Origin of the sequence: Calothrix sp. CCY 0018, assembly GCF_963920925.1 — a bacterium.
GTDB lineage: Bacteria > Cyanobacteriota > Cyanobacteriia > Cyanobacteriales > Nostocaceae > Rivularia.
The window spans coordinates 121,965-139,512 of record NZ_CAWUDI010000009.1 but is presented as its reverse complement, the minus strand read 5'-3'; the positions used below and the strand labels follow the sequence as shown (position 1 = coordinate 139,512).

Annotated in this window: 16 protein-coding genes and 1 pseudogene; 16 read left to right on the top strand and 1 reads right to left on the bottom strand. The window is 36.7% G+C overall.

Annotated features, from left to right (window positions below; translation table 11 throughout):
- The first annotated feature begins 248 nt into the window (after window positions 1–248).
- The 13 genes and pseudogenes from ACM03V_RS09140 to ACM03V_RS09080 all read left to right on the top strand — a co-directional run bounded on the left by ACM03V_RS09140 (window position 249) and on the right by ACM03V_RS09080 (window position 13,173).
- Window positions 249–1,103, top strand: a complete 855-nt coding sequence (locus ACM03V_RS09140; RefSeq protein ID WP_414620452.1) for an iron-siderophore ABC transporter substrate-binding protein — start codon at window positions 249–251, stop codon at window positions 1,101–1,103.
- A gap of 17 nt (window positions 1,104–1,120) precedes the next feature.
- The gene (locus ACM03V_RS09135; protein ID WP_414620451.1) at window positions 1,121–2,443 is read left to right on the top strand and encodes an MFS transporter; all 1,323 of its coding nucleotides are present in this window, start codon (window positions 1,121–1,123) and stop codon (window positions 2,441–2,443) included.
- A gap of 27 nt (window positions 2,444–2,470) precedes the next feature.
- Window positions 2,471–2,764 carry a hypothetical protein gene (locus ACM03V_RS09130; RefSeq protein ID WP_414620450.1) on the top strand — a complete coding sequence of 98 codons (294 nt, stop codon included), beginning with the start codon at window positions 2,471–2,473 and terminating at the stop codon, window positions 2,762–2,764.
- Window positions 2,761–3,096 (top strand): hypothetical protein, encoded by a 336-nt coding sequence (locus ACM03V_RS09125; protein WP_414620449.1) that lies wholly within the window; start codon window positions 2,761–2,763, stop codon window positions 3,094–3,096. The genes ACM03V_RS09130 and ACM03V_RS09125 overlap by 4 nt, the downstream gene beginning before the upstream one ends.
- A 23-nt stretch (window positions 3,097–3,119) precedes the next feature.
- Window positions 3,120–4,121, top strand: coding sequence for an ABC transporter substrate-binding protein (locus ACM03V_RS09120; RefSeq protein ID WP_414620448.1), 1,002 nt, complete (start codon window positions 3,120–3,122; stop codon window positions 4,119–4,121).
- 111 nt (window positions 4,122–4,232) lie between these two features.
- The gene (locus ACM03V_RS09115; RefSeq protein ID WP_414620447.1) at window positions 4,233–4,934 is read left to right on the top strand and encodes an ATP-binding cassette domain-containing protein; all 702 of its coding nucleotides are present in this window, start codon (window positions 4,233–4,235) and stop codon (window positions 4,932–4,934) included.
- On the top strand, window positions 4,934–5,728 hold the full coding sequence (locus tag ACM03V_RS09110; RefSeq protein WP_414620446.1) for an ABC transporter permease: 795 nt from the start codon (window positions 4,934–4,936) through the stop codon (window positions 5,726–5,728). Before ACM03V_RS09115 ends, ACM03V_RS09110 begins: the two co-directional genes overlap by 1 nt.
- A gap of 117 nt (window positions 5,729–5,845) precedes the next feature.
- Window positions 5,846–6,844: a helix-turn-helix domain-containing protein gene (locus tag ACM03V_RS09105; protein ID WP_414620445.1), complete on the top strand. Its 999-nt coding sequence runs from the start codon at window positions 5,846–5,848 to the stop codon at window positions 6,842–6,844.
- Window positions 6,845–7,102: 258 nt separating this feature from the next.
- Window positions 7,103–8,579: pseudogene (locus ACM03V_RS09100) on the top strand (TonB-dependent siderophore receptor).
- 5 nt (window positions 8,580–8,584) lie between these two features.
- Window positions 8,585–9,562, top strand: a complete 978-nt coding sequence (locus ACM03V_RS09095) for an ABC transporter substrate-binding protein (RefSeq protein ID WP_414620444.1) — start codon at window positions 8,585–8,587, stop codon at window positions 9,560–9,562.
- 107 nt (window positions 9,563–9,669) lie between these two features.
- Entirely contained in the window at window positions 9,670–10,497 is an 828-nt protein-coding gene (locus ACM03V_RS09090; RefSeq protein WP_414620443.1) for an IucA/IucC family C-terminal-domain containing protein, read from the top strand.
- Window positions 10,498–10,716: 219 nt separating this feature from the next.
- The gene (locus ACM03V_RS09085; RefSeq protein ID WP_414620442.1) at window positions 10,717–11,736 is read left to right on the top strand and encodes an ABC transporter substrate-binding protein; all 1,020 of its coding nucleotides are present in this window, start codon (window positions 10,717–10,719) and stop codon (window positions 11,734–11,736) included.
- A 114-nt stretch (window positions 11,737–11,850) separates the two neighbouring features.
- Window positions 11,851–13,173, top strand: a complete 1,323-nt coding sequence (locus tag ACM03V_RS09080; protein ID WP_414620441.1) for an MFS transporter — start codon at window positions 11,851–11,853, stop codon at window positions 13,171–13,173.
- 65 nt (window positions 13,174–13,238) lie between these two features.
- Here the strand turns inward: ACM03V_RS09080 and ACM03V_RS09075 are convergent, their stop codons facing one another.
- The gene (locus tag ACM03V_RS09075) at window positions 13,239–14,804 is read right to left on the bottom strand and encodes an energy transducer TonB (protein WP_414620440.1); all 1,566 of its coding nucleotides are present in this window, start codon (window positions 14,802–14,804) and stop codon (window positions 13,239–13,241) included.
- Window positions 14,805–15,218: 414 nt separating this feature from the next.
- On the opposite strand from ACM03V_RS09075, the gene ACM03V_RS09070 reads away from it, so the two are divergent.
- The 3 genes from ACM03V_RS09070 (at window position 15,219) to ACM03V_RS09060 (ending at window position 17,384) form a co-directional block, all read left to right on the top strand.
- Window positions 15,219–15,872 carry a MotA/TolQ/ExbB proton channel family protein gene (locus ACM03V_RS09070; protein WP_414620439.1) on the top strand — a complete coding sequence of 218 codons (654 nt, stop codon included), beginning with the start codon at window positions 15,219–15,221 and terminating at the stop codon, window positions 15,870–15,872.
- Entirely contained in the window at window positions 15,856–16,260 is a 405-nt protein-coding gene (locus tag ACM03V_RS09065; RefSeq protein WP_414620438.1) for an ExbD/TolR family protein, read from the top strand. The genes ACM03V_RS09070 and ACM03V_RS09065 overlap by 17 nt, the downstream gene beginning before the upstream one ends.
- 128 nt (window positions 16,261–16,388) lie before the next feature.
- Complete coding sequence (locus tag ACM03V_RS09060; RefSeq protein ID WP_414620437.1) at window positions 16,389–17,384, top strand: helix-turn-helix transcriptional regulator; 996 nt, start codon at window positions 16,389–16,391, stop codon at window positions 17,382–17,384.
- Window positions 17,385–17,548 lie beyond the last annotated feature (164 nt).

Sequence of the window (17,548 nt, the reverse complement as noted above, 5' to 3'; positions counted from 1 at the left end):
ATTTATGTGGCGGTTTTAACCGCCATTTATCTTGATAAATTTGATTAAATAAGGTCATAGGGAACAGGAAACAGTAAAAAAATGGTATTTATAAATTATAAATAGTAATGATAAAATCGTTATCCAAATTTCTAAAATTATTCTTATTAACGAGCTTAACATTTATTATAGTTACAGGTTGTAATTATTATTTACCTCAAAAAAATCAAACTTCAAACTCCAATTTAGTTACATCTGAGTGTAGAGTAGTGAAGCATGATTTAGGAACAACTTGCGTTCCTTTAAATCCTCAGCGTATCATCGCTTTAGATGAGACAATGATGGAAATATTACTAGCACTAGATTTACAACCAGTAGCAGCACCAGAGCCACCTTTAACAGGTAGTAGAAGACAAAAATTTACTAACAAAGCCAAAGAGATAGAGACTTTAGGGAAAGTTGCTCAGCCAAATTTAGAAAAAATAGTACAGTTAAAACCAGATTTAATCGTAGGTTTTTCTTTTGGTGTAGAACAAAATTATAAATTACTTTCTAATATTGCTCCCACAGTTGGAATTGATTATACCCACAATGCTTGGAAAGATGCTTTAGTGCGTGTTGGTGAAATCACAGGTAAAAGTAAACAAGTACAACAATTATTAGATGAATATCAACAACGGATTAAAATATTACGTACAAAGTTAAACAATAAAAATAATCTAAAAACAGTGACTATCAGCCGCTTTTATGCACCCGGAATAGCCCCAGAATTTCGCAACAAATTTTCATTTCCCGTCAGCGTTATTTCAGAAGTCGGATTATCTATTCCAGAAAAACAAAATCAAATAAGTACAAATCCAGACTATTCTTATGTAGCGGTAAGCTTAGAACGTATAGATTTACTTGATGCAGATATTTTATTCGCAGCATTAGACTCTAAAGCCGAAGAAAACTTCCAGAAATACCAAAACAGTTCTTTATGGCAGAAGCTCAATGTTGTACAAAATAACCGAGTATATACTGTTGATTCAAGTTACTGGATATTTGGCAATATTCTCTCAGCAAGTGCCATTTTAGATGATTTAGAAAAATATTTATTAAATGATAAAAATATCAATAATTAAACATGATAATTATTTGAATGACAAAACAACAATTACCTAAACACCTGCGTACTTTCATAATAATTTGGTTTGGTCAGTTAGTATCTAATATTGGTAGTTCCATGACCTATTTTGCTATCACAATTTGGGCATGGGAACTGACAAATCAGGTAACTACAATTGCTTTATTGAGTTTTTTTGAACTCATTCCCAGTATTTTTATTACCTTAGCTTCAGGATTAATTGTAGACCGTGTAAATCGGAAATTTTTGTTAATAATAGCCGATTGTGTAGCAGCAATATCTACTATAGTTATCGGCTATTTGTATTTAACTAACCAATTACAAATATGGCATATTTACGCAACTGGTGCAGTAAATGGAACATTTAGCGAAGTTCAAGCATTGGCTTATTCCTCCTCAATTTCCATGCTAGTACCCAAACAACATTACCAAAGGGCTACTAGTATGAATTCTGCAATTCATTACGGTTCAATAATTATTGCCCCCGCATTGGCTGGTTTTCTCTATTACATTATTGATTTGGGTGGGATTTTATTAATTGATTTTATTACTTTCACAATTGCGATCGCGACTATTTTAAAGGTACGTATTCCTCAACCAAAAATTACAACTCAATCTGAGAAAAGTATCGGCTTTTTGCAAGAAATTATTTTTGGTTTTCGCTATCTGCTCAAAAATCCTAGCCTTTTAGCTGTCATCGCTGCTGGTTCGTTGTTTTGGTTTGCCCATGACATCGGTGCAACCCTACACTCACCGATGATTTTGGCACGTACAAATAATGACACCAGGATATTAGGTAGTATTTCCTCTGCGGCTGGATTGGGAGGAGTAACGGGAACTGTACTTTTGAGTATTTTGGGTGGTTCCAAACGACGGATTAATGGCTTTCTTTTGGGAATGATGGGTGCTGGAGTCAGTAAAACGATATTTGCTTTGGGACAAGGGTTAATGATTTGGCTACCTGCCCAATTTTGCTCCTCTCTCAATTTTCCCATGTTGACAAGTTCTTCAAGGGCTATATTGTTGAGTAAAGTTAGACCGGATATACAAGGACGAGTCTTTGCCACCGAGTCTATTATGCAACAGATTGTTTCGGCGATCGCTGTTTTTATTGCTGCTTTGCTTGCCGACCATGTTTTTGAACCTGCTATGATGCCAGGAGGTAATCTTGTACCTTTATTTGGTAATTTATTTGGTACTGGAAAAGGTGCGGGGATGGCAATTTTGTATGTGTTTTCTTCTGTTTGTTTATTGTTAATTGGGTTAAGCGGATTCTTTGTTGCTCGATTGCGGAATGTGGAAACTATTGTGCCAGATTATGATACTAAAGATTATTGATATAAATAATATTTAATTTTTTAGATTATGAACAATTTTTTCTGTGCAGAAGAATCTTGTGAAGTAAAAGAAGACCCGATTGGCTGTGCATTAAATCGTCGATATTATGTCTTACTCGAATTTCCACCGCCTTGGACATCTGAACCTCTGGATTCAAAAGCCCTTTCTGATAACTTCACAGCCTTAAAAGCAGATATTAATGGAGATGTAGAATTATTTTTAAGGCTAGTATTTATTTATAATGCCCAATATTATGAGAAGGGATATAATCGCTTAATTATTACGGTAGACTTGACCAAAAATCTTTTGCTGCTATTTTGACTAGAACTGGTGATATTGAATGTTTGAAAAATATCTATCGCGGTTGGGGAATTTTACCTTGGCAAGTTCAATTGTTAGAAAGAGAGTTGATGTTAAAGCATGGGTGGGAATGGTTTAATTATCAAGTGCAAGGTCATGTAATTAAACATAATGAAGATGAAACTTTTAATCAAGTAGAAATATCTTTTAAAACATCAGATGGCACGATTAATATTTATCGATGTAACGTCATTGAAGATGAAACAAAAAATATTTTATCAAAAGGCGAATGTTGCAATAGCGAATTAACTCACACTCCACAATTTAAAATTACAAACTTATTGAAAATTTAATTATTATTAGTAGTAGCTATATTATGTTTTTTAACGCAAAGGGACGCGGAGGTAAACGCGGAGTCACGCGGAGTTTTTTGACTCATATTTTTAATTCTCGTCAAATCCAATTAATTTTCTTCAGTATCATCACAGCTTTAATTATTATTGGCTGTGGAGTTAGTACTTCTAAAAATATCAGTTCAAATTCTGAAAATATAACTTCACAAACGCGAGTTGTTAAACACGCTATGGATGAAACTAAAGTTCCACTAAATCCGAAACGTGTAGTTGTTTTAGGAGGCTTAGATAATGCTTTGGCTTTAGGAATCAAACCAATTGCAGCTACCACTTTACTTTACGACCAATATCCGGATTATCTGCAATCAAAGACTGAAGAAGTCGAGAAAGTTGGTGTTAATGGTAGTCCAAGTCTAGAAAAAATTTTATATCTAAAACCAGACTTAATATTAGGACTTAATTGGGATGCCGATATATATCAGCAGCTATCTCAAATTGCACCGACAGTTTTGGCTGATGCAGATAAGAGTTGGCAAGAATGGCTAACTAAATTTGCTGAAGCATTAGGTAAAACGGAAACAGCAGAACAATTGTTACAAGATTACGAGCAAAGGATAAATACACTGCGTCAGAAAATCGGTAATAAGCTTTCCAATACTCAAGTATCTTTGGTAAATTTTTGGAATAACTATACTCGTATTTACATGAATAATTCTTTTGCTGGTTCAATTATTAAGGAAATCGGCTTACCTCGTCCCAACTATCAAGATAAAGATAAAGTTAATGAAAATATTTCCTTAGAACTAATTCCGCAATTAGAGGGTGATGTAATTTTCTTGAGTCTAGGAGGACACGATCCATCAAAGTTGAAACAATTTACAAATCACCCATTGTGGTTACAATTAGAAGCTGTTCGAGAAGATAGGGTTTATCAAGTTTCTAGCGATACCTGGATTAGCTCCTGGGGAATGATTGGAGCTAATAGCGTTTTGGATGACTTGTTTAAATATTTGATAGATAAATGAACAATTACTGGTTAGCATGCGGACCCCTTGCTTGGTAAGTAAATTTTAAAGCTAAAAACTTGCAATTAGCTGGTAAGGTTAGTTTATCTGGTTGCCCTCACCTGTTTAGCCATGAAAACTCAATTAATGCAAAACCAGGCTGCTGAAACATTGGTATCTTCTCAAGCACCTATTCTTTCAGTACAAGGCTTGGGTCGGAAAATCGATAAATATTGGATTTGGCGTAACTTAAATTTTGAATTATTCTCGGGTGAAAAAGTCGCTGTCTTAGGTGCTTCGGGTTCGGGTAAAAGTTTGCTGTTACGTGCTTTAGCTGGTTTAGACTCAGCACAAGCAGGAAAAATAATTTTTCAGGAAAAAAGTATTGATACTTGGCATTTACCTAAATGGCGATCGCAAATTATTTACCTGCATCAACGTCCGGCTTTATGGTTCGGAACTGTAGAGTCAAACCTAAAGCAAGTTTATCATCTCAAAGCCAATCTTCATCTAGTTTATAACCGCACTGCAATTCTAGATTATTTACAACTTTTACATAAAAATGATGACTTTTTAAAGCGTTCGATAAGTGCTATTTCTGGAGGTGAAGCGCAAATTGTGGCTTTTTTGAGAGCATTGCAACTCGCACCTAAAATACTTTTACTCGATGAACCTACCGCGTCATTGGATGCTCAAACTGCTCATAGTTTAGAAGCTTTGGTGGCAGCTTGGCAAGCCCAAGACCCTCAAAGAGCCTACCTTTGGACTAGCCACGACTCAACCCAATTACAGCGAATTACCAACCGTCAAATTAGTTTGCAGGAAAAAGATTGATGGATAACTATATTTCTATTAGTTACGCTCAACTGGGTTTAGCGACTTTATTTATTATGATTAATGTTGGTATTTCCCTAGCTTTACGTTTGGGATTAACGCAAAGTTTGGTCATAGCATCGCTGCGAATGGTAGTACAACTATTGCTGGTGGGTTATGCTTTGCAGTGGGTGTTTACCCTGCGTAACCCTCTATTAGTATTACTTGTAGCCGTTGCAATGACCACCATCGCGGCTCTGTCGAGTGTCAACCGTACCCGCAGACGATTTTCCAGTATTTATTGGAACAATTTTGTCTGTCTATTGAGCGCTTCATTTTTGGTTACTGGATTAACGGTAAACGGAATTATTCGCGTTGAACCTTGGTACGATCCGCAATATTTAATTCCTTTACTGGGTATGGTGTTAGGTAACTCGCTGACGGGTACATCTCTAGCGCTAGATAAATTTATGGAAGATTTGAGCAGTAAGCGCGAGCAAATCGAAGCATTGTTAACATTAGGGGCTACTCGTTGGGAAGCAGCACACGAAACATTAAAAGAAGCGCTGCGAACGGGGATGATTCCCACGATTAATTCCATGATGGTGATGGGGTTAGTTAGTTTACCGGGAATGATGACTGGTCAAATATTGGCTGGTGCTAGTCCCACTGATGCCGTGCGCTACCAAATTCTAATTATTTTTACGCAAGCTTCCGGAACGGCTTTGGCTACGATAGGTGTGTTGATTTTAGCGTTTTTTGCCGTGTTTAACCGACAGCATCAATTGGGTGGGAATTTAATCCAAAGTTCGTAGGTATGTTATGAATTCCCAGAGATAATCAAAAATTAACTATAATTATTCTCAGAATGATGATATTATTTCTCAATAATCATTATAAATTCCGAATTAAACCAAACATATAAAATAAATATGACCTTAATCATCTCGGAAGAGGAGTTTTATAAATCAATCCTTCAAATGCAAACTGAGAAAATTTTGCCCTATCAAACTGTGGAAATACCACTTAATGATTCAAAACAACTCAGCCAAGGGTATCGTCGTATAATTGATATTTGTCCGGGACTGAATTTTTTGATTGATGATTATACCCTCAAAGAAGATTTAATTGTTGAGTTAGCGAGTGGTGAACCTAGCTCACAAATAGAATTGAGCTTTAGTATTTTAGGCGATAATTATAATGAAGAAACTCCTTGCGGACAAAACTTTTTTTTAGCACATTGGCATTCTGGAGAAGCAGGTTTGTTCAAATGGCGAGGTGGCGATCGCATTCTCAAATTCGACATCCATCTTGATGTTGATTTCTTCCAAACCCTGATTACAGATGAGCTTGAGCATTTACCCCCAACGATGCGACAGGTGATGACAGTTGCGGATGCGCGAAAATATCTCCATCTGGCAAAAACTACATCTGGGATGCGAGATATTATCAATCAAATATTAAATTGCCCTTATCAAGGGATAACTAGAAGATTATATTTAGAAAGCAAAGCATTAGAATTAATTGCGCTACGTGTGGAACAAATTCAAGGAGATACACCAAATATATCTAAGCAACTCCATTCAGATAATATTGAATGTATTTACTATGCCAGGGATATATTAATTAATAATCTCGAAAACCCACCATCATTAATGGAATTATCCCGCATGGTGGGTTTAAATGACTGCACTCTTAAAAAAGGTTTCCGAGAAGTTTTTGGTACAACTGCATTTGGTTATTTATACAACTATCGATTAGAAACAGCACGAAATTTACTGGAAAGCCGCAAGGCTAAAATAACCGATATAGTACAGATGGTTGGATTTAAAGATAGAAGTTATTTCGCTGCTGCTTTTCGGAAAAAATTTGGTGTGAATCCGAGTATTTATCTGAGAAGAAATGGGAAAAATTTGAAAAATTCCGCCTAGCCACCATAAAAATTCCGTCTAGCCATCATAAACATCTTCACTCTCAATCATCTTGCCTGTAAGCTTATTGATAAACATTCCTGTTCTCTGTTGCGATCGGGTTGCGTCTCTAAGTAGGGCTAAGTAGTGTTATTGAGTGTGAGGAAATAAATGAAATTAGATAGATTGTTTCAAAGCCTGCTGTTGACAAGTGCTATACCCTCAATAGCACTTCTTCTAGGAACATCTGTACAAGCTGAGGAACTGAGAGAAGATGCGATCGCTAAAAATATTCCCCTTCTAAGTGATATCCAACCTCTTGTAACTAGCGCTCAAATCTTAGTACAGACACCAACACCAACTAACCCCCCGAATCGAGGAGAAATAAGCGAGGAGCAAGTTGTACCAATCACGGGAGTGAAAGCGAATCGCATTGATAAAGGTGTAGAGGTGATCTTACAAACTCCTCAAGCAAAACAGTTGCAAGTAGTAAATCGCAGCAGTGGTAATAATTTTATTGCCGATATTCCTAATGCTCAACTAAAGCTACCATCAGGAGATACATTCAAATTTAGTTCGGAAAAACCTTTAAAGGGAATTACTCAAATCACTGTAATTAATTTAGATGCGAATACCGTCCGGATTACCGCTACAGGTGAGACTGCATTGCCAAAAGTAGAGTTATTTGATAGCGGGCAAGGTTTGATTTTTGGATTAGCTTCAGCTGCTTTGACAGCACAAAAACCGGACTCCAAACCGGAAACAGAGGAAATGCAACAACCAGAAACAAAGAAACCAGCGCCGGATGGCCCGATTGAATTATTGGTTACGGGAAGGCAAGATGGGTATCGTGTACCGGAAGCCAGCACAGCAACTAAAACAGACACGATTCTGCGTGATATACCCCAAGCAATTCAGGTAATACCTCGACAAGTATTGCAAGATCAACAAGTAAGACGTTAAATTAGTTTTAGGTGGAAGATTTGATATTGTCACCCAAAAACTAGAAAATACCCAGGGAGAAACTACTTCTTTTCAACAAGATGAAGCATTTAGTCCCCGAATTGGCTTAGTTTATCAGCCGAGTGAAGTAATATCTTTGTACGCTAACTATAGCCGTTCATTTCAACAAGTAACTGGCTCAAATTTAGACAGAACACTTTTTGAACCAGAACGAGGAACTCAGTATGAAGTTGGAATGAAAGTCGATTGGACAAACAATCTTTCTTCAACTTTAGCTTTATACCAAATTACACGCTCAAATGTTCTCACATCCGATCCTTTAGACCCTAATTTTTCCATCCAAACAGGAGAACAAAGAAGTAGAGGTGTTGAATTAGACATAACAGGTGAAATTACACCAGGCTGGAAAATAATTGGGGGCTATGCTTACACTGATGCACAAGTTACTCAAGACAATGATATTCCAGAGGGAAATCGGATTAATAATGTACCAGAACACGCTTTTAGCTTGTGGAGTACCTACGAACTTGAAAAAGGTTATCTGCAAGGATTAGGATTTGGTTTAGGACTTTTTTATGTCGGAGAAAGACAAGGGGATTTAGATAATAGTTTTAGTTTACCAAGTTATTTACGTACAGATGCAGCTTTGTTTTACCGCAAAAATAACTTTCGAGCTGCTTTGAATTTACAAAACTTATTTGATAATAAGTATTTTGAAACAGGTGAAAGCCGTCTGCGCGTTTATCCTGGCGCACCTCGGACTGTAAAATTTACTTTAGGTTGGCAATTTTAATCACAATGTTTAGAAGCTGGTTCAATTTTATTATTTTAATGGCATTGGCTATGTTGTTAGTTACAGGGTGCTATCCAAAATTAATCAATAATAGCGACTACCCCAAACAAGAAAATAGGATATCTGAGTGTAAAAAAGTTAAACATATATTAGGAGAAAGCTGTATACCGTTAAATCCTCAACGGATTATCGTCACCGATGCAGAAATGTTAGAAATGGTTGTCGCTTTAAATTTCCAACCTGTGGGAAGAGCTAAAGCAAATATTGCCGGAAGCAAAGCTCCTGTTCTAAAAGGAAAAATAGGAGAAATCACCGATTTAGGAAAAGAAAGTCAACCTAATCTTGAAAAAATGGTGCAATTAAATCCAGATTTAATTTTAGGATTAGGAATTAGCCCAGAAAATTATAATTTATATTCTAAAATAGCTCCAACTGTGACATTTGATTATTATCATGCTGGTTGGAAAGATAATTTACGTTTAGTTGCTCAAGCATTAGGTAAAACCGAAGAAGCAGAAAAGTTACTATCAGAATATAATGACAAAATTAAAAGTATTCAACAAAAAATCAACAATCAACAAGGAAACATATCAATTTCTATAGCTAGATTTTATGCAGGTTGGAATTTTACCCAATTTCAAACTCCGTTATCTTTTTCTGGAAGTGTTTTAAAAGAAGTTGGATTTGCAGTACCGCAACCACAAATTCAATTGGGTGCAGATAAATTATCAGACGGAACTTATGTCACAGTTAATCAAGAAAGAATTGAACTACTAGATGCAGATGTTTTATTTATCGCTTTAGATCCAGGCTCGGAAAAAAACTTTAACAGATATCAAAATAACCCTTTATGGCAAAAACTTAATGTTGTCAAAAACCGGCGTGTTTACACAGTTGATTCTGGTTACTGGATATTTGGTAATATTCTCTCTGCAAATGGCATTTTAGATGATATTGAAAAATATATTTTAAAGTCAAAGTAGATTAATGATTCATCCCAATTATAAATATACAAGAAATGAACATAAATAATTTCACAAAAAAAAGCAATGTTAATATAATATCTAGTTTTTTAGAAGAAGTTTTTTTATTGAAAGTACAAAAATTAGATAACTTTTATACTGATTGTATAATTTTCAATCTTCCTCCAGAAACCGAAGTAGTTCCGGTTGCAGAATATCTACAACCGGAAAAGCTTTTAGCTCTATTTAAAGCAACATCTTTTTATCAAAGTAGTCAAAATATTCGCGTTGCTGCATCTATATGTAATAAAGTTTATAGTTGGAAAACTTTACCTGGAGTTTTAGCTTTAATGACATTGGCTGGTGTAGGTTTGGATGCATCTATTGATAATGTCAGCTTTGTATTAGAAGATGGTCAACCAAAAGCATTATGGTTCCACGATCTTACTCAAACTGTCATTTTTCAAGAGCGTTTGCCTATTCCACTTCCTGAAGACTATCCAGGCAAGCTAGTCAATAACATTGAAGAATTACACAAATTTGTATTTACTGGATTATTTTACAATAATATTAACAACGCAATTAATATTATCCATAGTATTACTAAACTTTCTAAAAAAACGATGTGGGGGAATGCAGTTAATGCTTCAGAGTGCTTATATGAAGATTTTACTAAAGGTACAAGCTTAGATGTTATAAAAGCAGATTACTTTGTCTTGTTTGAGCAGCCATACAGTTCAGTAATGCCAAATTATAATCCTCTTTATAAATTAATTCGTACTGAAAAAATCAACGAACCCGGTTTACCAAGTGAATACACCGTTAGACTTACTTGCTGCTTATATTATCTAATTCCACCTCATAGTGAAAAATGTACCAACTGTCCTCTACTCCAACCGTGCGTTCGCATTGCCCAAATTAAGCAAGATATGAGCGAGAGTGAGTATAATTCGTAATTCGTAATTCGTAATTTCTCCCTCCGAGAGAGGCTACGCCAACGTAATTAATTCCCCATAAATAATGGTGCTTCTACAGAGTATAAATCCACGGATAAATCCGCTTCAAACCTTAAAAAATTAACTTGGTGATTAATTTAATGTCACATCAATTTACTGGATTACGAAGCTTTTTAAATGACTGTCATTGACTTATTAAAAAATTGGAGGATAGAAATAATGCAACAGCTCCATCGTTTTATTAAGCTTTTGTTTTTAGCCAGTATAACTTTCTTATTGATTTCGGCTTGTAACAGTAACGCTTTCCAAAATGTGAAACCTCAGAATCAAGAGTCGGCAACATCGGAATGTCAAATCATCCAACATGATGCAGGAGAAACTAAAATTTGTGGTGTACCCAAAAAGGTCGCTGTTCTCGGACCGCATATGCTCGATATCTTGCTATCTCTGGGAATACAACCTGCTGGATATGCAGAATTTTCTGCTGAAAATATTGGTCAACCAGTTTCGGAAATTCCAGTACTGGGCGATCGCGTTAACACAAAGCCAGTTAGCTTAGGGCTTCGCAATACTCCCTCCCTAGAAGCAATTGTACGGTTGAAACCCGACTTGATTATTGGGGAAGACTTTCTAAGACAATACTATTCTAATTTATCAGCAATTGCTCCTACTGTACTGTTTAGCGGTCAAGAGAATGACTGGAAACAAAGTATTCCCAAAATTGCCCAGATTTTCGGGCGTGAAGCGCAGGCAAAAAAGATTGTAGAGTTATACAATCAAAAGGTTGCGAATCTTCGTAGTGAATTAGCTGCTGTTAGAGCAACTTATCCCCGAGTTCTGTTGTTTGCGAGTTCTGAGTTACCAGCTTCTATAGAGGTAAGGACTGGTAATAGCTTTAGTGGAGTTCTCTTTCAAGAGTTAGGTTTTGATCTAGTATTACCTGAAAATTACAAAGCTGCATTTGGCGAAATTTCTATCTCTTTAGAGGTTTTATCGCAACTTGAGCCAGATATCATCATCGCGATTGTCACAGATTACCTCCACGAAGATGCGATGGATCGGGTTAAAAATGTTTGGAAACAAAATCCCCTTACCCAATTGATGCAAGCTAGTAAACAAGGTCGGGTGTATTTTGTTAATTATTACACTTGGGGGAGCAATATGCGCGGACCGATTGCAGCAGACATAATACTGGAGGAGACTCGTCAAATTTTATTGTCACTCGCTGATAATAGTTAGTCTTTGACAAGCCACTTTGGAGTTAAGTCCACCTGGGCTTAGTAATTGTAGCTCTAGCCTTCGCTGGTTAAGAGTGAAAAGAGCGCTTTCTTCAATTATCAAAATTACTCAAGAATGAATTTAGAAAATATTTCTCCTGGACTACGTAAATTCTTTATTGTCTGGCTGGGTCAATTTGTTTCTACTATTGGTAGTAGTATGACCAGTTTCGCCATTGAAATTTGGGCTTGGGAAATCACAGGGAAAGCTACTACTTTAACATTAGTCGGCTTTTTCGGTTTACTTCCCCGTTTAATTATTGCTCCAATTAGTGGAATTATTGTTGATAGATACAACCGCAAATTATTAATGATATTGGGTGATACCGTCGCCGTGATATCAACATTTTTTATCTTATTACTATACTTAAATAACCAATTACAAATTTGGCATCTTTATTTAATTTCTGCTATCAACGGTACATTTAATCAATTTCAATATCTTGCTTACTCTGCATCAATTGCATTGATGGTTCCCAAACAACATTATACCCGTGTTAGCAGCATGGATTTTATCTCCGGTTACGGTTCCAATATTCTTGCACCACCTTTAGCAGGATACCTTTATAAAATAGTTGGCTTAACAGGAATTGCTGGAATTGATATTATCACTTTTTTATTTGCAATTACGAGTATTTTATTAATTAAAATTCCCCAATTATCACAAACAGATAAACAAGATCGAGATTCAGAAAATACTTGGTCTAAATTGGGATTTGGTTTACACTATATTTTTGCACGGAAAGGCTTATTGGCATTATTAATCGCTAATTTATTATTTTGGCTACCTCACGATATTGGGGATTCCGTTTACGCTCCTATGATATTATCTCGCACCAATAATGATACTTTTGTATTAGGGAATTTAGCTGCTGCGGCTGGCTTTGGTGGGGTAACGGGAGCAGTAATTATTAGTACCTGGGGTGGCTTTAGACGCAAGATAAAAGGTGTATTATTCGGGATGATTGGTGCAGGATTGAGTAAAATTGTTTTTGGCTTGGGTAGAAATCCTTGGATTTGGGTTCCCGCACAATTTTGTTCTTCCCTTAACTTTCCTTTGAATGGTAGTTCTGATGATGCAATTTGGTTGACAAAGGTTGCTCCTTATGTACAGGGAAGAGTCTTTGCAGCGCGATCGCTAATTCTGCAATTATTATCTGCATTGGGCTTACTCATCGCGGGACCTTTAGCAGACAATGTTTTTACACCTATGTTGAATAATAAGAGTATTTTTGGGGGAATATTTGGGATTGGGAAGGGTGCTGGAATTGCAATGTTGTATGTAATATCTGCTGTTTGTATGTTGTTGGTGGGAGTGATCGGATTTACTATTCCATCATTGCGGAATGTGGAAAGTACTGTAGCAGACCATGATATTGAAACTCTACAACAAAGATAATTATCTTCTAATTATCTTCAAAATTCACATTTTAAAGATTTCCCATCCAGAGTTCTTTGCGATATTTATTGAAGTTCATATTTAGTAATAATCGTCACTCTTGGTCTACCATTGGAACTACGTTTGAGTTTCCACTTACGTGCCATGTTCAAATGGTGGTCATCCAATCTACTGTTTCCGCTACCGCTAATCAAGGTTACATCAGTAACATTACCTTGAGCATCAGCATCAACAGATACCGTTATGCTTCCTTGAATTCCTTTATTTCTTGCCCAAGATGGATAACTTCTATTACATCTAACACAAGCTGCGCTTCCATCTCCGTCACCAACCGAATCACCACTACCGCTACCCAAACCATTACCAGTTCCAGTATCAGTATTATTTGGTGCTGCTGCAACATTATTACCTCCAATAATTTCCCGTCTTCTTCTAGGAGCGTTATCGTTACTTTCGCCAATATTAGAAGTGTCGGGTAAAGATGGTGCTGTATTGTTGCTGCTAATATTTGGATCTCGGCTTTCTCTAATTCCTGAAAGAGTATCTCTTAACTCTCCGCTGTCTTGTTGACTTGTTGCTGGTGGTTCAATCGGAGGAGTCACGGGACTTGAAAAATTCCGCGCTGTTCTTCTAGAATCTCTTTGTTGTGCAAGCAAGTCTTTCAAACCTTCGTCGGGTTTAGGTGCTGGTGCTGGTGGTTCTACCGGAGGATTCACCGGAGTTGAAAAATCTCGCGCTGTTGTTCTGGAATCTCTTTCCTGTGCGAGCAAATCTTTTAAATCTTCATCTGGTTTAGGTTGTTCTTTCGGAGGAGTTACCGGAGTCGAAAAATCTCGCGCTGTTCTTCTAGAGTCTCTTTCTTGTGCAAGCAATTTTTCTAAGTCTTCATCTGGTTTGGGTGGTTCTATCGGAGGAGTGACGGGAGTGGAAAATTCCCGTGGTGTTCTTATTTCTGGTTGCGGTTCCGGTTTTGGTATTGGCTTGGGAATATCATTTTTAGCGATGGGTTCGGGTTTTTCCGGTTTTGGTTCCGGTTTAGGCTCTGGCTTTTGTTCTGGAATAACTGGCTTTTCCCGCACAGCTACAGGAGGAGCAGAAGGTAAAACAGGCGATAATGGTTGTTCAAATGGTTTAAATGCTTTAAAGTCTGGTTGTTTAATCTCTGGTTTTGGAAGCGGTTGTTTTACAACGGGTGGTGCTTGTGGAGTAGTTATTCTAGGTTGTGTCGGTAACGGTCGAGAATTTGACGCAGCAGGACTTCCACCGCTAATTCGAGACTGAGTGGGACTGCTGTCTAAGTTGGGTTGAATTTTACTAGTATCAATAACTGGTTTCGGTTCGGGTTTCGGTTCTGGCTTTTCTAGTTTCGGCTCTACCTTTTTTGGTTCTGGCTTCGGCTTCGGTTTTACAACTTCATTTGGTTCAATTTCTTCTATGGGAGTATCCAGAAGAGTTATTTCAACCGGCTCATCCTCAACTTCAGGTACCCTGTTTAATAAATATTTGCCAATCCCTGAAGCTAACAACACTAGATGGAATATCAGCGAGCCTAATAAACTGCACGCTAGAAAAATTCTCAGAGCTTTTGATTCTCTATGTCGCTCAATAAGCGCGGTACTTGAAAAGCTCATAGTTGTTTAAAAGTAATTGATATAGATTTGCATTAATTGCCCATTCTAAAATAATTAGGTGTAAAAGTCAATCAATCTTTTCTGATAATTCTTTAATAATATGTTGCAATTGTAAGCGTGAATATATCTTTAATTTGCAGTTTAAATTACATTGGCGTTTGCAAATATCCTTTGAGCGAAAAAAACGCTATCACTGTTGATTGAACGGGTTTTTAGGATTTAAAGTATTTGGAATAGTAGCCCTAAAGCACGCTTGCAAAAAAAAAATACCTTTAGACTTAAATTTTGTTGATTTTTAATCCCTTGAAACGATTGACATTTATTCTCATCTGCTCTAAGTTAATTTGATAACTACTATTATCTACCTCTGTAGGAATTAGTAATTACTTTCATTAATGCATTTGAGAGCTACAAATGGGAATAAATAATCTATTCTCGGCAGGTGGTGTCGTCATGATACCGCTACTGGGTTTTTCGGTGTTGGCATTAGGGCTGATTGTCGAAAGGATAAAGTTTTGGCTGAAAATAAATAATCGTCAGACTAAAGTAGTGCGAGATGTCTTAAATCTCTATCGTCGTAATAATGTCGTGGGTGCAATCGATGGATTGCGAAAAAATGCAGATTTGCCTATTGCGCGGATGTTTCTCACTGCTTTGGAACTAGAAGAACCCACTCCGGAAGAGTTTCGTTTGGCATTGGAAAGTGAAGCCCAAGCTGAGATACCTTTACTTAAACGCTTCCAAAATATATTTGATACTATAATTTCCCTTGCACCGTTATTAGGTCTTTTAGGTACAGTTTTAGGATTAATTGGTTCTTTTGCTTCCTTAAATCTTGGTGATGTAGGAGGTACTCAAACAGCGAATGTAACTGGTGGTATTAGTGAAGCGCTGGTTTCCACGGCTGCGGGATTAGTTGTAGCGATTTTTACGCTGATGTTTGCCAATGCATTTCGAGCCATGTATCAAAGACAGATCGCGTTGATTCAAGAATACGGTGGAGAATTGGAATTACTTTACCGTCGTTATTACGAACGAGGAAAAAAAGATTATGCGTCTACCAGATGAAGCGGATGTACCAGCGCAGATTAATATCGTCCCAATGATAGATGTTATATTTGCGATTTTGACATTTTTCATCATGTCAACGTTGTTTTTGACTCGTCAAGAAGGTTTGCCAGTTAATTTACCCCAAGCATCTTCTGCTAAGAAAGCAACTCAGCCAGCACGAGTTACCTTAACTGTAGATAAAGCTGGGGAAATATTTTTGAACAAGGAACCGATTACTTTAGATAAATTGGAAGCAGGGGTAAAAGCGAAAGTTAAACCCGAACAGCCTTTGATGGTGGTGTTGAATGCAGATGAAGGGGTGAATCATGGAAAAATTGTCGCGGTTATGGATAAAGTGCGACAGGTGAAGGGTGCTAGTTTAGCGATCGCCACTCGTCGGGATTAATTGAATCAATTTTGTTGGCTTTTTTGTTCGTTTTTATATATGCATCTGTGAATTCGCCGTTAAATGTAGAGACGTAGCAATGCTACGTCTCTTTAGATTAAAAATAGATATCCAATTTTATAAAACAAATGACTATAAAAATATCACAATCGGATTATTACCAATCAATGGGGCAAAGCTATCATCTAAGTAAAAATTCATCAATTGATAAAACAGATATAATTTGCCAATATCCTCAAGAATTAGGAAAAGGATATTATCGAGAAATTCAATTGCGAGAAGGATTGGAATTAGCAATCGAGAATAATCAACTGCACGATGACTTAATTGTAGAATGTCCCGAACGCCAGCATTTATTAGAATTTACTTTTCAAATTTCTGGTAGTAGTAGCGATAAGTTTGTTTATGCTAATGCGGGTGAATACTATTTTTATGGTAGTGGTATTGCTCCCCACGAGCAATGTCAAACTTCAAGCAAGCACCAAAACTTAATAGTAAACGTTCACGTCGAGCCGGAATTATTTTGTTGCTTTATCGGCGAAAATAAATCAGATATTCAAAAGCAATTAAGTTATCTTGTAAGAAATGACAACCAAGAATACTATTACTGTTCCAAGGGTAAAACAACGGCACAAATGCAGGTTGCATTACAGCAAATCTTACAGTGTCCCTATGAAAAAATAACTAAGAAAATATTTTTAGAAAGTAAAATTTTAGAATTAATGGCTTTATTAATAGAGCAAACGCAACAGCCAAAATTAACAAAAACTTGTTCTCAGAAATTTAATTCAGAAGATTTAGAAAGGTTGCATTATGCTAAAGAAATTTTACAGCGTGGTTTTGAAAATCCGCCATCATTAATAGAATTAGCGCATCAAGTGGGACTAAACGACTACAAACTCAAACTTGGTTTTCGTGAAGTTTTCCAGACAACCGTGTTTGGATATTTACAAGATTACCGCATGGAATTAGCCAAAAGATTGTTAGCAGAAAGAACAATCAGCGTTCAACAAGTAGCTCGTAAAGTCGGCTATGCTCATGCTGGTTACTTTTCAGCAGCTTTCAAGCGAAAGTACGGGGTTAATCCGAAGTTATATCAGAAGAATCATATTTTATCTGCTTGAAAATTCCCGTTTGTAATTGTGCTTTAGCTGTAGGGTGTGTTGTCGCTCCGCGCAACGCACCACCGAGTTTTAAATAATAAAATCAAAATGGTGCGTTAGGCGCTAAACAAATATATTTTGTCATCATCAAGATTATATATCGCGCCATAACGCACCCTATCAAC

Bases quoted from the DNA above. Each gene is read 5' to 3' on its own strand.
- ACM03V_RS09120 (WP_414620448.1), top strand. From the start codon at position 3,120: ATGTTTTTTAACGCAAAGGGACGCGGAGGTAAACGCGGAGTCACGCGG.
- ACM03V_RS09080 (WP_414620441.1), top strand. From the start codon at position 11,851: ATGAATTTAGAAAATATTTCTCCTGGACTACGTAAATTCTTTATTGTC.
- ACM03V_RS09135 (WP_414620451.1), top strand. From the start codon at position 1,121: ATGACAAAACAACAATTACCTAAACACCTGCGTACTTTCATAATAATT.
- ACM03V_RS09075 (WP_414620440.1), bottom strand. From the start codon at position 14,804: ATGAGCTTTTCAAGTACCGCGCTTATTGAGCGACATAGAGAATCAAAA.
- ACM03V_RS09060 (WP_414620437.1), top strand. From the start codon at position 16,389: ATGACTATAAAAATATCACAATCGGATTATTACCAATCAATGGGGCAA.
- ACM03V_RS09065 (WP_414620438.1), top strand. From the start codon at position 15,856: ATGCGTCTACCAGATGAAGCGGATGTACCAGCGCAGATTAATATCGTC.
- ACM03V_RS09110 (WP_414620446.1), top strand. From the start codon at position 4,934: ATGGATAACTATATTTCTATTAGTTACGCTCAACTGGGTTTAGCGACT.
- ACM03V_RS09085 (WP_414620442.1), top strand. From the start codon at position 10,717: ATGCAACAGCTCCATCGTTTTATTAAGCTTTTGTTTTTAGCCAGTATA.
- ACM03V_RS09130 (WP_414620450.1), top strand. From the start codon at position 2,471: ATGAACAATTTTTTCTGTGCAGAAGAATCTTGTGAAGTAAAAGAAGAC.
- ACM03V_RS09105 (WP_414620445.1), top strand. From the start codon at position 5,846: ATGACCTTAATCATCTCGGAAGAGGAGTTTTATAAATCAATCCTTCAA.
- ACM03V_RS09115 (WP_414620447.1), top strand. From the start codon at position 4,233: ATGAAAACTCAATTAATGCAAAACCAGGCTGCTGAAACATTGGTATCT.
- ACM03V_RS09095 (WP_414620444.1), top strand. From the start codon at position 8,585: ATGTTTAGAAGCTGGTTCAATTTTATTATTTTAATGGCATTGGCTATG.
- ACM03V_RS09070 (WP_414620439.1), top strand. From the start codon at position 15,219: ATGGGAATAAATAATCTATTCTCGGCAGGTGGTGTCGTCATGATACCG.